Below are 13,560 nucleotides of genomic sequence, written 5' to 3' on the forward strand. Positions count from 1 at the left end.
ATCACCCAACGGCGTTCATCACGCCCGTCCACAGCCCTGTTGCCCTGGTCGCCATCGACCGGAACAGGTGGTCGTCATCGATCGGAAATGGTGGTCGCCATCAATCGGATTCACTGGTCGCTATGCCCCGGAGCGCGCAGCGAGGTCAATTGGTTGATCGATGGGCTTTGTGGTGAGCGTTTTCCAGCTACCGACCTTGCGCATGTTGATCTGACCAGAAGCGAGCAAAGCCCAGAACAACATTGCCGCAGTATCCGCTGATGGCAGAACGGTCTGCGTCTTGATGCGTCGCTTGAACTCCTCGTGCAGCCGCTCGATGGCGTTTGTTGTGCGTGCGCTCTTCCACTGGCTCGGTGGCAGTCGGGCGAAGGTGAAGAGCCGGTCACCGGCTTCCTGCAGGCTGTGGGCCACCGCCCGATACTTGAGCCGCCACTTGCGGATGAAGGCCTTGCGCGGTGCCTCGATCTCCTCGCGCGTCGCTGCGTAGATCATGTCATTGTAGTCGGCAGTGATTTCGTCGTGCAGGCGCCAAGGGTCGGCTACCAGCAGTGAGCCCTACTTAAGAGAGCGCACCCAGGCGGAGAACGCCTGAATGATCTTCTCGCGCGGATGAGCGCGCCGGCGAACCACGTAGAAGCAATAACCTGGCAAGCTGAGCCCGAATGCCTTCACGAGCTGGCCGGCGGCGAGTTCGTTTGCCACCAGCACGTCGCTGAAGATGCCAAGCCCTTGCCCAGCGATCACCGACTCGATCGCGTGCAGCTCCTCCCGGAAGCTTAAATGTTGCACCTCCTTGAAGTCGGGCACCTCGCGCCACTTACGCCGCGCGAGGGCAAACCATCTTTGCCAGGTGGGCGGGTCGCGATCGGACGGCGACCAATAGCAATGCACGAGAACGTGCTTCTTGAGATCGGCAGGGCTCTTCAGACGTCCCGATGACAGCAGTCGAGGATTGCAGACGGGCCAGAAGGTGTCGCTCAGGAATTCGTCCGCAATGCCATCCGTGGGCCCCAGCCGACTCGTGGCATAGCGAATGGCGACATCGCCATCACCAGCTCTTAGATCGAGCACGCTGTCCGTGCCGATGACCTCGAGAGGCGCCTCGGGATGCAACTTTCCCCAGGCAGCCAAACGCGGGACGAGCCAGCGACTGGCAAAGGCGTTGGTCGTCGTCACCCGGAGAGGCTGCTGGTCGGCATCCCGCCTCACAGCGGCGATCGCGGTGGCAAACGCCTCAAGCCCCTCGCGGATCGTTGGGAAAAGTCGTGCGCCGGCATCGGTCAGCGAAAGAGGACGTGGTCTGCGGCGGAACAGAGCGCGGCCACAATACTGCTCAAGCTGCCCGATCTGGTGGCTGATCGCCGTCGGCGTCACGCCGAGTTCTGCTGCGGCCTTCTTGAAACTCAGATGGCGGGCGGCAGCATCGAACGCGCGGAGCTCAATGAGGGGCGGCAGCTTGTGCATGCCGGCAGTCTAGATGAAATCAGTTCATCTTCAGCTGAATTCTTCAAGTTTGCTTCGAGGCTGGCCGCGATCGAAGATACGGCAGGCTGCATTTTGGAGGAGACCACATCATGTCGTCAATCGCCTCTGTCGCCAGCGCTGCCGCCGATCTTCGCGCCTCTTTCGGGGGACAACTCCTCAAGCCTACGGATGCAGGCTACGAGGAGGCAAGAAAGGTCCACAACGGCCTGGTCGACAAACGGCCGGCATTGATCGCCAGATGCCGCAGTGCGACGGACGTCGTGGATGCCCTCGATCTTGCGACCAGGCTCGGCCTTGAGGTCGCGGTTCGTGGCGGGGGCCACAACGTGGCAGGACGCGCGACCATCGACGGCGGAATAATGATCGACCTGTCGCCCATGAAGGGCGTCCACGTCGATGCTGTCGGCAGAACGGTGCGGGCGCAGGGCGGGGTCACTTGGGGGGAGCTTAATCGGGAGACGCAACTTCACGGCCTCGCGGTCACGGGCGGCGTGATCTCCACCACGGGCATCGCCGGACTAACCCTCGGCGGAGGGCTAGGCTGGCTGATGAGCAAGTACGGCTTGGCGCTCGACAACCTGCGGGCGGTCGAGCTCGTCACCGCCGACGGCAGAGTGTTGCGAGCCAGCAACCAAGAGGAACCCGATCTGTTCTGGGCTGTGCGCGGCGGCGGCGGAAACTTCGGCATCGCAACCAGTTTCGAATACGACCTGCACCCAGTCGGGCCAACCGTCATCGGTGGCCCAATCGGCTACCCCATCGAACGCTCCCGTGACGTGCTCGAATTCTTCCGAGCCAGCACGCGATCTCTACCGGACGAGCACACGCTGTTCGCATCCCTGACACATGCGCCCGACGGATCTGGCACAGAGGTCGCCGCTCTGGTCACCTGCCACTGCGGCCCTGCAGCGGAAGCCGAACGAGCCATGCGGCCGCTGAAACAGCTCGGGGTTCCCATCGTGGACGCAGTTGGGCCCATGCCCTACTGCCAGCTCAACAGCATGCTCGACGCCAGCTATCCCAAAGGCGCCCTCAACTATTGGAAATCGAATTTCCTTATGCAGCTGAGTGACGCTGCGATTGCGACCATGATCGACTGCTTCGCGCGGTGCCCGACGCCCATGGGGCAGCTGCTTCTGGAGCACATCCACGGCGCGGTGACCCGCGTCGGTGCCAGTGATACGGCTTTTCCGCATCGGCAAGAGTGCTACAATTTCTCGGTGCTCGCGCAATGGATGCAGCCTGGCGACACGAGCCGCTGCATCTCCTGGGCGCGCGAAACCTACGAAACGATGCGGCCCTTCTTCGCCGCCGGCCGCTATGTCAACTATCTCGATGATGACGAAACGGGCGATCCTGTCGCTGCGGCCTATGGACCCAACTACCGACGTCTGCAGCGGATCAAGGCAAGCTATGATCCAAAGAATTTCTTCCGCATGAACCAGAACGTCCGACCGTTGGCCTGATCGGGAGCAGCCATCGCGATCCTCGACTGGGCGGGGCTCTCACTCCGGCGCTCAATATCGGGGCAAAATCCCCGCCTGCGCAACCGTGAGAGGGCTGCTTCTCCTGAGAGGATAATGTCAACTTCGAAGCCCCCGTCGGACAGGGCCTGTCGGATGAAGTCCTGAAGAGACACTACCTCATCCAGAAATCGCGGAATTTGGGGTTTTCGAGGTGCACTGAGGTGCCGCAAGGCTGCAAAATTGGTCTCAAGGAGGTTTAGGCGGGGTCGGGAGCATACAATTTCCGTACAGGATGCCGGCCGACGTAAGCCCCGCGGGACCAAACCTCATCGCCTGGTGCAGCCCTCGCGTATCGACGCCCATCGCTGTTTGGCTGACCTTCTTGCGCAGCGCTCCGTGGCGGACCTCGATGACGCCGCGGTCGACGATCGGCTTCTCAGGCACGTGCCCGGCACCTTGAGAGCCGGGGCGACCGCGTTGGGCTCTTTCTTCACCAGGGCCTTTCTCTTGCACAACTTCTCCTCGGTCCGGAGGTCGTTCACATTCTTCTTGGTTTTACGACGTGTTCTTCCGGCCAACCACCCGCCACGCGGCCCGAATGATTCTTCCTCAACACGACAAGGATTCAAATCCGGGAGAGGGTCGTGGACCAAGTGGGCGCAGGTCCGCAACGCCCACTCGCGGTGCGCCCCTGAGGAAGCCTTGCAAAATGCACCCTCTATTCCCAAGTTCGCGGACCGATTCCACGGCGTTATTTCATTTAGCTTGGGTCAAAGTCCAGTTTCCGATCGATTCCGCTAGGATTGATCGAGACGCCGCCACTGAAGGCATGGCGAAAGCGCTAAGCTAGGCCTGTGGGCAAAAATAGGTTGTACTCGCAATACGTGTACCGAGATGGCGATCTCCCGCCTCGGCTAGGACTTAGCTAAGCTAGAGCAGTTTCAGGTTGGTTCTATTCCCTCGCCGCGGCGGCGGTTGGCTTGCTACTCGCAGCGAACCCCTGACGGCGGAGGCCGAGCGGCTACTCTTCTTGTACGCACGATCCAGTCGAGAGCGGACGCGCGCTCCTCTTGCCAATCGGCTTCCGCTTGTTGTTGAGACAACCGGCGACGCTCGAGAGATACGCCTCTGCCGCTGACTGTGCATAGGCTCGCCATTACTTTGCATGGGGTTGTTTTCACGTCTTTTGATTGCGAGCAAGACTCGGTTCACCTCTGCCCGTTGGCGGCAGACGTTCTCGCTGGCCGACCAGGCAGCGATCTGGGTTTTTTCAGCCGCCGAACATCAGACGACGAGATCGTAGCTAGGAGGCGTGGGTCAGCAGCCCCCGCGGCTTCGTGGAGGACAAGCCTCGCGTCGAGACAAGAATTCCCCCAGACTAAAGAGAAAATTTGGTCTGGGCCATTTCGGGCCAGTCCGGAAATCGATTGTACTTTAATCAGATATTTGGCGCGCCACAGCCGATGGAAATGGGCACCACTGCTTCGCCGTGGCGCTATGAGGGCACGGCCGACCTAGCGCTCCGGTTGGCCAATCTGCGACGGCCTGCGACCTTGCGCTTCGCCTCACGGGCGGCTGCCTTCCCGATTTCGCAGGGTGGTCCGGTTACGTTCGACCGCGGCCCTTTCGATCGATCCGCGCGGTCGATTGAGATGTGCCAAAAACAGGCCATCGCGGCCAAGGGAGGGGGCTTGGGACCACTACTCTGGCAGTCCCGCCATCCTCAGACGTCGCGAGATGTCATTGTTCAGTCCTGCTTCCAGAAGCGATCGTTAGGGGTCAGGCCAGCTGCATCGGCAGCAAACTCGGGCTTGATGCGATTGAGGTAATACATGTTCACAAGACCATGGTGCTTCACTTCGATCGCGCCGCGGGACTCGGTTTCGAACCGCGACTTCGCGTGGTGCCAAGTCGATTCGGCAATACAGATGCGGCCCGGCTCCGCGGCCGCTTCGAGCCGCTGGGCGGTATTCACCGTATTACCCCAGATGTCGTAGGTGAACTTATGCTTGCCGACGACGCCGGCAATCACCGGTCCGGTATTGATTCCGACCCTCGCCTGCCAGGCGGGCAATCGCACCTTCTCGCGCTGGCGATTGAGTCTTGCGAGATGATCGAGGATCTGCAGCGCGCACAGCGCTGCATCGACTGCGTGCGAGCGGTTGGGTTCAGGCACGCCGCCGACCGCGAGGTAGGCATCTCCGATCGTCTTCAACTTTTCCAGACGATGCTTTGCCATGAGGTCGTCGAAGCGCGTGAAGTGCTGGTCGAGCTGATCGACGACGCTTGCCGGCTCCAGGGTTTCGACCAGGCGGGTGAATCCCTTGAAGTCGATCAGGATGACGGTCGCATTGTCGAAGAAGCGCGGCTGGACCCGCGCGTTGGCCTTCAACTCATCCGCGATCGAGGAGGGCAGGATGTTGAGGAGCAGTCGGTCCGATTCGGCCTTTTCGGCAACCGCGCGATCGCGCGCGTGCTGCAGCTGGAGCAGCGACTCGTTGCGCGCAAGCAGCTGCCGGCGCAGTTCGAGGTGAACCATCGTCTGCCGCGACAGCCGACGCAACGCCTCCCTCTGCTCGAAGGTCAGCTCGCGCGGCTGAAAGTCGACGACGCACAGGGTGCCGAGCGCATGACCCTCCGGCGTGATGAGCGGAGCGCCGCAGTAGAAACGCAGCGCCAGATCGCCTGTCACCAGCGGACTGGTGTTGAACCTTTGATCCTTGACCAGCTCGGGAACGTAGAGGACGTCGTTATTGCAGATCGTGACCTGGCAGATCGAGATTTCCCGCGGGCATTCGGACATGTCCGGCGGAAGACCGTACTTCGCCTTCATCCATTGACGCGACTCATCGACGAAGCTGATCAGGGCGGCGGGACAGCCGCAGATGTGCGCCGCGAGGTCTGTGATTTCGTCGAAGCCGATTTCGGGAAGTGTATCAAGTATGGCGTAGCTCTTGAGCGTTTCGAGCCGTTCGGGTTCATCCGCCGGTATCGATATTTCCATGAGAGTACGCACCCAGAGTTCAGGCCGGAATCCAGTATCTCTGAACCACGAAGCTAGAGCCATAGCCTGCTGCGCGCCAGGGAGTAGCGCACGACGGGCCAGCTTTGCCCCAGGCGTCCGGGCTTGGCAGCCAGGGAACCTCCCAGCAAGGCAATGGCGCGCCACGGCCGATGAAGGTGATGGGGTGGACGACCCCTGCTCACCGGCATCGATGTGCCATAGCGTGGTTGTCGCTGAACGCCACAACGAAAGGAACCGTCCGCCATGCAAGTTACCACGATCGGCCTGGATATCGCGAAGAGAGTGTTTCAAATTCACGGTGTCGACGCCGTCGGCACGGTTGTTGTTCGAAAAAAGCTGAGGCTGTGATCCGGTCGGCGCGGCGCCACCAGAGCGCCGGCCTTCGCCTCGGTCAACACGCTGCTCGAGCGCCGTTCGGCCCGCCTGGTTTCGGTGGCGCTCGCTAACAAGGCGGCGCGGATCGCCTTGGGCGATCCTGATCCGCGGCGAGACCTACCGAGAGGCGACGATCACGAGGGCAGCGGCATGACAGACAACATTTGTCTGCGCTTGCTGACCGCAAGCCGCTCGCTCGCTACGGCGCCGTTTGGGAGCGCGCTCGCTCGCAGCTTGCTCCACTGAACCCGGCCAACGACCCGATGTGACTTTTACCGGCTGCAGGGGGTGCAATGACGTGATGGCGAACCGGTTGAGCCGGGGACTGGGAAAACCCGAATAGTGCCCAGCACTTCGAGTGCGAAAAGATGATTGGGACCTGGTCCGCGAACTTTCATCAGGTTCACCGGTCATATGTACCGCGCAAACAGGCCGGACACATGAGCGCACTCGACCAACTTGCCGAAACGTCAAAAAACCTCTTGCGCCGCAGGGGCCGTCCACACATGGGCACTACTGCTTCGCCGTGGCGCTATGATGCCGGCGGGAGGCCGCCACATGGGTTCACTTGGCGACAACGCTGGTCAAGAAGCGGAGTTTCTTTGCGAACCGCGTGGACCGTTCGTGGCCGACGAGGCAGGGCAGGCCGGCGTTTGATCACCGGCCTGATCGCTCTGGCGGCCTAAGCTAAGCCGTGTACTCGACCCAAGACGAATCAACGATCACGTAGTCGGCCGGGAACCAAATGTAGGTATCGGTAAGATCGTCATAGACCCAATAGCCGTAGTAGTAGACGTCTGCTTGTGCGAGCTGCATGCTGGCAAGCGTGATCCCAGGGGTCATCTCAGCCAGCTTCTGACGAGACTTCACTTTCTTTACTTGCATTCCGGCGGCGGTAACAGCGGTAACCTTGCCGTTGTTCACTTCGGCAAGCACATCGACTTTTTTGCCAGTCGTATAGATCTTGTGCCTGCCATTCTTCTTGATGTTTTCGCCAAGCAGATCTTTTCCATTGAGATGGTGCTTCTCCTTCGCGAACGCGATGCGAGACGCGTCGATTGTGGCAATCGCCGCGATCATTCCGAGTACGAGACGCCGATCAATCATGAACTTGCTCCCTTTGGAAAGTGGCGCTGCGCCGACAACGTCGTCAGGATTTCCTGCAAGCGTTGCGACCCGTCAGCTTTGTTATTTTTGGGCTGAACTCGCGATGAACGGGCCGATCACAGAAAAGCTCCAAAGATTTCCCAATTGCCAATATGGAGTCGCACTAGACGATCGCTGTTCGACGACTTCGCTCGACTCGAATTCGGACGACTTGCAAGTTAGACGTGCGAGCGGGGCGGCTCCGGCCACCGCGAGTTCTTCCACTACGCGCGCGCTGAGCCCTCGCCAACGCGAACCAACGTGTTGCGCTGCACAGCGCTCGCCTTGTTGAACAAACCTGCATGCCCGGCGTTTTCGTAATTTCCACGAGCTGCGGGAGGACCAGCGCAGCGTCGGGAGAAAGGAAATGGAGGAGGAAACAATGACGAGAATCACAATGCTTGCTGCCTTGGTGCTTCTCGCAGCGTCGTCAACGGCCGATGCGCGCGGCGGTGGAGCTTCGGCGTTCGCTCCGGGGCAAGAGTTCCGCGCGCATGGCTCCGTCGCCGGATATCCGGGCGCGTCTGGCTATGCGCCGGGTCGCTTAATGAGAGCACACGGCAGTTTGCGAGGACCTCCCGGTGCTTCGGGATACGCCCCGGGACATCGATTTATCCATCACTAACGAGGCGCCGCCTCGGCGGCAGTGCTGACGGCCCGGGGGCCCGCGACGGCCAACTGGTTGGCCTCGTCCGCCCGCCTTGATCACGGGTCGTGTCCGCGCGCTGGCAACGGCGGCCCTATCGCAGAGCGTCGAACGCGACATCGCGACGAAAGTGAAGGCAAATTCTATTCGAGGCGGCGCCGCTTCGTGTCTTGCGCGAGCGCTCCCGGCACGAAGGACCGCGCGATGTCATGTGCGCAGCGGATGAATGACTGCACCACGGGAGTAAGGGTCCGGTTCCGGGGCGTGACGATCGCCACCGGCGGACGAACCGACAGGTCGATCGGCAGCTCCTTGAGGCCGTGGAGCCTGCGGTAGACCCATAACACCGAACTGGGCAAGGCGGTGATGAACTCGCCGCTCCCGACGAGATGGTTGCGCAGATGGATTGAGAACGTCGTGATCATCAGGTTCGGCGCCTTCAGTCCTCGCCTTGCGAACGAGCCGGCCACGAACGTATCGCCCAGCGCATCGAGCGGCGTCATGATCCAGGGCGCATCCACCAGGTCCGACCCTGCGCCGCGCCCACCTGCTCTTCTCGCCGCCGCCGCCGCCGTATCGATCGTTGAACAGCACTTCATGGGCTCGCCGACCTGGTCCGCACCGGCGCGCGGATCGCGCTGCCCGATTCAGGCGACGTCCGTGCGCAGTGCCTTGCTGCCGTCGAAGCGCAGCTTGGCAAGCCCGCGGCCAACGCTCTCGTCGCAGCTGAGACCAATTTTCCCGGTTGCCTCGGCATCATGCATCGCGATCTGCCCGAGATGGTCGCTCGCGGTTATGCGGACGTCGCCTTCACTTGGTTTCACCTCGTTTCATTCTGGGCGCACGCATTTCCGGATCATTTCGAATTCGTCGCCGTTCCAGGCGTGGTGTCGTTCTTTACAAAGATCGCCTTTGCCCGCACCGCAAATCCGCTGCGGCCCGAAGCTGCGAAGGCTTTCGATGAATTCTTCTTCGTCCGCGCAAGGGACGTGTATCCCCGGCATGACTTTGCGCGCATGGACGACAACGAGTTTGGAGCGCCGCTGGGGCTCGACTGAAGCCGCTGGCGCAACGCGGCCGCTGCCGCCGGCCCGCCGTCCGACAAATCGTTCAGCCGGGCTTGCTCGGCTCAGATTTCGCCTTGAGAGTGTGCGGTCAGGCGATCGCTCGCTGCGGCGAGCCATTGCAACTTCAAAAGCCAATGCAAATTCAATCGCGGGTAGGCATTTTCGTCCAAATCACATCGAAAGGCGCGCCATGCAGGCCCACGGGCGTTTGATGGATCGTGCGATGATTGCGATGATGAGCTTGAAATGTCGATCAACACATCGAAGGTGGTTTCCGCCCGCGAGGTCATGAAACGTCAGCAGGTGGTCAACATCCCCGCATTCGAGGAGCGGCCGGACCGCGTCCGGTCGAAAGGCGCCGACCTACACAAACTAGCAGCCCTCGCCGCAGCGGCAGTTGTCATCACCAGTCGATTGCACGCGCCTGCGATCAGACTATTGTTCTTTCCAATTGGCAGGCCGTGTTAGGTTGGCCGCTTAGCGAACAAGGTGGCGACGCCGATGAACAGCACGTCAACAGCAAATAGGGTTTCGTTCCGATCTGGTTCTTACTCTTTTTGCACATCCATTGGCCTTTTCGCTTTGATTTTGCGTGAGAATTCGTGTCCCGGACTACCTTGACCTGGTTGGGGACACTGGTCGATTCCTGTGGTGGCTACTCAAGGTTCGACCTTTCATGCGACTAGCCTTGGAATTTCGCTTTCAATCAACCGCAAGAATCGGGTGTTGCGGGCCCCCGCAACCACCGATTCTTGCAAAATCGGCGAAGGCGTCGCCTTTCATATTTTGGGCGCCGTATCGCAGAGATCGGGTGTTGCGCCTCCGGGATTTGAACCTACGACGCACCGAACTGGGCCAGTGCCCGCGTCTTAGGTTCGTTTGGAACACCACCCGTGCGACCAAGCAACTGCTGCTCGTTCTCCCTGAGAACGCCGCAACGAAATCGCAACGAATTGGGTGAAACGACCGTGAACAAAACGAGACGGAAACACCTGTCGCAGCGAGAAAAATCAACAACTTAGAAGATGTTCACTGCGTTCGGGACGCAGGGGTCGCAGGTTCGAATCCTGCCACTCCGACCATTCTCACCTTGAATTGGTTCTGATTGCTGGTGGTTCTCAAGTCAACCGCTTGAAATCGGCCATTGGCTCGTCGCTGGACGCAGAACAACGTCCCGCGGCGCTGTGCGCGTCCGGATGATGGGTCATTCTCTGTCCCTCGCGGAAAGCGAGGGCGCAGGGAGCACCGGATGCACCAGTCGCACCCGCGGCTCGCATGCAGAAGAAAACGCCACAGGTACGCCGAAACACCGGCACTCCCTGCGCAATGGTTTTACGGCTTATACGCGCTCTCCCCGGAGTACCGGGCTTGTTAGCCTCCGTCGCCCCGCGGGATCGCCTCCCGCGAAACTTGATCCCAGCGCCGGGGGATCAGGACCACACGATTTCGCTCGTCCGTGGCTACCTCGCTCGTCACGCGAAAAAGCCACGTCCATCGCATTCCAATCCAGCGTCCGTGACGGTCGCGACGCCCCCTCGAATCAGGATTAGAACAAAACGGGAACATACACTATGATTGGATTTGGTCAAGGGTAAATTGCGGCTTGGAGGATAGGGCGTGGCAAACAAGGCAATCGATCCAACGGACGGCCTTCCCGCCAGCATCGTGGGTCCTTGGGCGGCCGAAAAGCACGAACGGCTTAGGAAATACATTGATGCTTATCGAGCTGCCCGAGCGAAATTTCTCCCTCCTCGAGGTGAAGGTGGGGCAGCCTACATTGAGTTGTATTCGGGTGCTGGCCGATCGCAAATCGAAGACACGAATGAGTTCGTCGATGGGAGCCCATTGGTTGCCTTCAAAGCTGCTCGTGTAAGCCGCACCGGCTTCTCCGATCTGCATTTCAACGACATCGATGAGGAGAATATCGCAGCATTGCGCCAGCGCATTGCGAGCCTTGGAGGCGCGGCACACTATTATTCAGAGCCTGCCGAAAAGGCGGTTGATCGCATCATCTACGCTCTCAATCCGGCAGGACTCCATTTCGCCTTTCTCGATCCTTACAATCTGGAACACCTGCCGTTCTCCGTCATCGAACGCCTGGCGAAGCTGCCGAGGATGGACATGCTGATTCATGTCAGCACCTTTGATTTGCAGCGAAATCTGAGGCGCTATCTTGATCAAAATGGTGGGACGCTCGATGCGTTCATGCCTGGGTGGCGCAATCGCGTCGATGCCGGGCGGAAGGACGAAGATGTTCGGGCTGATTTGCTTCGCTACTGGCTTGGTTCGATCCGCAGTCTTGGTACATCGCCAGCGGAAGGGATAGAATTAGTCTCGGCGACAAGGGGGCAGCGTCTTTACTGGCTGGTGTTCGTGAGTGCTCACGAGCTCGGGCGGAGGCTGTGGGACGACATCCGAAACATCCACGTGCAGGGGCGGTTACTGTGAGGCAGCAACATGGCTGATACTTCGATCGAGTGGACCGATGCGACATGGAATCCGGTCGCAGGGTGTAGCGTGCTTTCTCCCGGCTGCACCAATTGCTACGCGATGAGAATGGCGGCGAGGCTCGATGCAATGTCGATGCCGAAATATCGCGGCTTGACCAGGAAGAGTGGCCGTCGAGCTGTCTGGACCGGCAAAATTCGGCTTGATCGCGACTCGCTTGACGTGCCGAAGAGCTGGAGGAAGCCACGGAAGATCTTCGTGAACTCGATGTCGGATTTGTTTCACGACGGCGTGCCTGCCGAGTTTGTCGCTGAAGTCTGGTCGGTGATGGAGGCAACAACCCAGCACACATATCAGGTCTTGACGAAGCGTCCGGACCGGATGCTGGAAGTGACGCGATCCCTTCCGGTGCTTAAGAACGTTTGGTTGGGCACCACCGTAGAGAGCGTTGAATATCTTCCCCGGATCGACGACCTGCGAAAGGTCCGCGCGGCAGTTAGATTTGTCTCCTTCGAGCCTTTGCTCGGGTCGGTGGCGAAAGCTGACTTGAGCGGCATTCATTGGGCGATTGTAGGCGGCGAGAGCGGTCCGCGTGCTCGCCCGATGGCAGGCGAGTGGGTCGATGAGATCGCGGCCATGTGTCGGAAATCCGGCGTGGCTTTCTTCTTCAAACAGTGGGGCGGCGTGCGCAAGAACGCGACCGGTCGCTACTATCGCGACATGACCTTTGACGAGATGCCCAGCGTCGCTTAGCGCGCCAGCGTAGGCCCTGTAGGGCGGATCAGCGGAGCGTGATCCGCCGATTGCAACGCACATGCGCTCGATCGCGGTCGCATAGTCGCGCCGCTGATCCTGGCTGAACAAGCGCACGGTTGCATGCGGGCCGCGGTCCGGGAAACCATGACCTTTGTCAACGCTGCCAGGTCGCAACCAGCATATCGCGGAAGCGTTGGGCCGCCGGCGAAAGGCGCGCTGCCCGCCGCTCGATAATACCGATCGTGCGTTTGATCTCAGGATCGCTGATCGCCCTTGTTGCGATGATGGGATGGCCGGGCGGTGGCGTCGCAAGCTTTGGCAATACGGACACGCCGAGCCCGCGTTCGACCAGACCCAGCGAGGTGGTGAGGTGATTGACTTCGAAGTGAAAGTTGAGCCGCACTCCTGATTTCATCAAGGCCGCTTCAAGGATCATGCGATTGCCGCTCGCGCGGCTCACACCGATGAGGGTCTCGCCTTCAAGGTCTTTCCATGCCAGGCGACGCTTGGTGGCCAGGGCGTGGTCGCGCCGGCAGGCCAGCACGAATGGGTCATCCAACAGCGGAGTGAAACTGAGATCGGGATCCGTGCTGCCAATCAGGTTGATGCCGAATTCGGCCTCGCCGTGTGCCACGCTTGCCAGCCCCTCGTTTGCCGACAGGTCGAGGATCCGGAAGCGGATGTGGGGAAAGCGGGCGTTGAACTGCTCGATCGCGCGCGGCAGGAAGTAGAACACTGCCGTGGGGACACAGGCAAGCGTGATCTGCCCGGTCTGCCGAGCGGCAATGCCGGTCGTGCCGAGCAGCGATTCCTCAAACTCGTCGAGCAGACGCCGCGTCAAAGGCGCCAGCGCGCGACCGACTGCTGTCGGCGCGACATGCCGCGTGGTGCGCTCGAGCAGCGGAGCCCCGATGGCGGTCTCAAGCGACTGAATGCGCCGCGACAACGCCGGCTGCGACAGGTTCAAGGCTTCGGCCGCCTTGCTAAAGCTGCCGAGGTCGAGGACCGCCAGGAAGGCACGGATGTCGAGCAGCTCGAAATTGATGCGCATTGCGCATCAATAGTGAAAATCTTTGCATTTCACAACAGAGAGGTCCTTCGGCAATGTCGGAGACGCAAGACCGCTCTTCTGGAGGATTTCGCCGC

Annotated in this window: 10 protein-coding genes and 2 pseudogenes; 6 read left to right on the plus strand and 6 right to left on the minus strand. The window is 60.5% G+C overall.

What is annotated here, in order from left to right; translation table 11 throughout:
• Positions 1-120 precede the first annotated feature (120 nt).
• Together VKR55_RS25425 and VKR55_RS25430 are read right to left on the minus strand one after the other, a co-directional pair.
• A pseudogene (locus tag VKR55_RS25425) lies at positions 121-552 on the minus strand (transposase); the annotation flags it as partial.
• A gap of 3 nt (positions 553-555) precedes the next feature.
• Positions 556-1,464 (minus strand): LysR substrate-binding domain-containing protein, encoded by a 909-nt coding sequence (locus VKR55_RS25430; RefSeq protein ID WP_324407695.1) that lies wholly within the window; start codon positions 1,462-1,464, stop codon positions 556-558.
• A gap of 110 nt (positions 1,465-1,574) precedes the next feature.
• On the opposite strand from VKR55_RS25430, the gene VKR55_RS25435 reads away from it, so the two are divergent.
• Complete coding sequence (locus VKR55_RS25435; protein ID WP_324407696.1) at positions 1,575-2,951, plus strand: FAD-binding oxidoreductase; 1,377 nt, start codon at positions 1,575-1,577, stop codon at positions 2,949-2,951.
• Between the two features lie 1,747 nt (positions 2,952-4,698).
• Here the strand turns inward: VKR55_RS25435 and VKR55_RS25440 are convergent.
• Positions 4,699-6,267 carry an adenylate/guanylate cyclase domain-containing protein gene (locus VKR55_RS25440; RefSeq protein WP_324407697.1) on the minus strand — a complete coding sequence of 523 codons (1,569 nt, stop codon included), beginning with the start codon at positions 6,265-6,267 and terminating at the stop codon, positions 4,699-4,701.
• Between the two features lie 63 nt (positions 6,268-6,330).
• On the opposite strand from VKR55_RS25440, the pseudogene VKR55_RS33125 reads away from it, so the two are divergent.
• Positions 6,331-6,505, plus strand: a pseudogene (locus tag VKR55_RS33125) (IS110 family transposase); the annotation flags it as partial.
• A 533-nt stretch (positions 6,506-7,038) separates the two neighbouring features.
• Here the strand turns inward: VKR55_RS33125 and VKR55_RS25445 are convergent.
• The gene (locus VKR55_RS25445) at positions 7,039-7,458 is read right to left on the minus strand and encodes a hypothetical protein (RefSeq protein ID WP_324407699.1); all 420 of its coding nucleotides are present in this window, start codon (positions 7,456-7,458) and stop codon (positions 7,039-7,041) included.
• 828 nt (positions 7,459-8,286) lie between these two features.
• Positions 8,287-8,742, minus strand: a complete 456-nt coding sequence (locus VKR55_RS25450; protein ID WP_324407700.1) for a LysR substrate-binding domain-containing protein — start codon at positions 8,740-8,742, stop codon at positions 8,287-8,289.
• Positions 8,743-8,781: 39 nt separating this feature from the next.
• Here VKR55_RS25450 and VKR55_RS25455 point away from each other — a divergent pair, with 39 nt between their 5' ends.
• The 4 genes from VKR55_RS25455 to VKR55_RS25470 all read left to right on the plus strand — a co-directional run bounded on the left by VKR55_RS25455 (position 8,782) and on the right by VKR55_RS25470 (position 12,411).
• The gene (locus VKR55_RS25455) at positions 8,782-9,201 is read left to right on the plus strand and encodes a hypothetical protein (RefSeq protein ID WP_324407764.1); all 420 of its coding nucleotides are present in this window, start codon (positions 8,782-8,784) and stop codon (positions 9,199-9,201) included.
• 255 nt (positions 9,202-9,456) lie between these two features.
• Positions 9,457-9,678, plus strand: coding sequence for a hypothetical protein (locus tag VKR55_RS25460; protein ID WP_324407702.1), 222 nt, complete (start codon positions 9,457-9,459; stop codon positions 9,676-9,678).
• Positions 9,679-10,827: 1,149 nt separating this feature from the next.
• On the plus strand, positions 10,828-11,658 hold the full coding sequence (locus VKR55_RS25465) for a three-Cys-motif partner protein TcmP (protein ID WP_324407704.1): 831 nt from the start codon (positions 10,828-10,830) through the stop codon (positions 11,656-11,658).
• A 9-nt stretch (positions 11,659-11,667) separates the two neighbouring features.
• Positions 11,668-12,411, plus strand: a complete 744-nt coding sequence (locus VKR55_RS25470; protein ID WP_324407706.1) for a DUF5131 family protein — start codon at positions 11,668-11,670, stop codon at positions 12,409-12,411.
• Between the two features lie 157 nt (positions 12,412-12,568).
• On the opposite strand, the gene VKR55_RS25475 is transcribed toward VKR55_RS25470, so the two are convergent.
• Positions 12,569-13,465: a LysR family transcriptional regulator gene (locus VKR55_RS25475; protein ID WP_324407708.1), complete on the minus strand. Its 897-nt coding sequence runs from the start codon at positions 13,463-13,465 to the stop codon at positions 12,569-12,571.
• Positions 13,466-13,560: the final 95 nt, after the last annotated feature.

This window comes from Bradyrhizobium sp. (assembly GCF_035309285.1).
GTDB lineage: Bacteria > Pseudomonadota > Alphaproteobacteria > Rhizobiales > Xanthobacteraceae > Bradyrhizobium.

Excerpts from the sequence above, each read along its gene's own strand:
- VKR55_RS25435 (WP_324407696.1), top strand. The coding sequence starts at position 1,575 with ATGTCGTCAATCGCCTCTGTCGCCAGCGCTGCCGCCGATCTTCGCGCC.
- VKR55_RS25475 (WP_324407708.1), bottom strand. The coding sequence starts at position 13,465 with ATGCGCATCAATTTCGAGCTGCTCGACATCCGTGCCTTCCTGGCGGTC.
- VKR55_RS25450 (WP_324407700.1), bottom strand. The coding sequence starts at position 8,742 with ATGAAGTGCTGTTCAACGATCGATACGGCGGCGGCGGCGGCGAGAAGA.
- VKR55_RS25445 (WP_324407699.1), bottom strand. The coding sequence starts at position 7,458 with ATGATTGATCGGCGTCTCGTACTCGGAATGATCGCGGCGATTGCCACA.
- VKR55_RS25460 (WP_324407702.1), top strand. The coding sequence starts at position 9,457 with ATGTCGATCAACACATCGAAGGTGGTTTCCGCCCGCGAGGTCATGAAA.
- VKR55_RS25430 (WP_324407695.1), bottom strand. The coding sequence starts at position 1,464 with ATGCACAAGCTGCCGCCCCTCATTGAGCTCCGCGCGTTCGATGCTGCC.
- VKR55_RS25470 (WP_324407706.1), top strand. The coding sequence starts at position 11,668 with ATGGCTGATACTTCGATCGAGTGGACCGATGCGACATGGAATCCGGTC.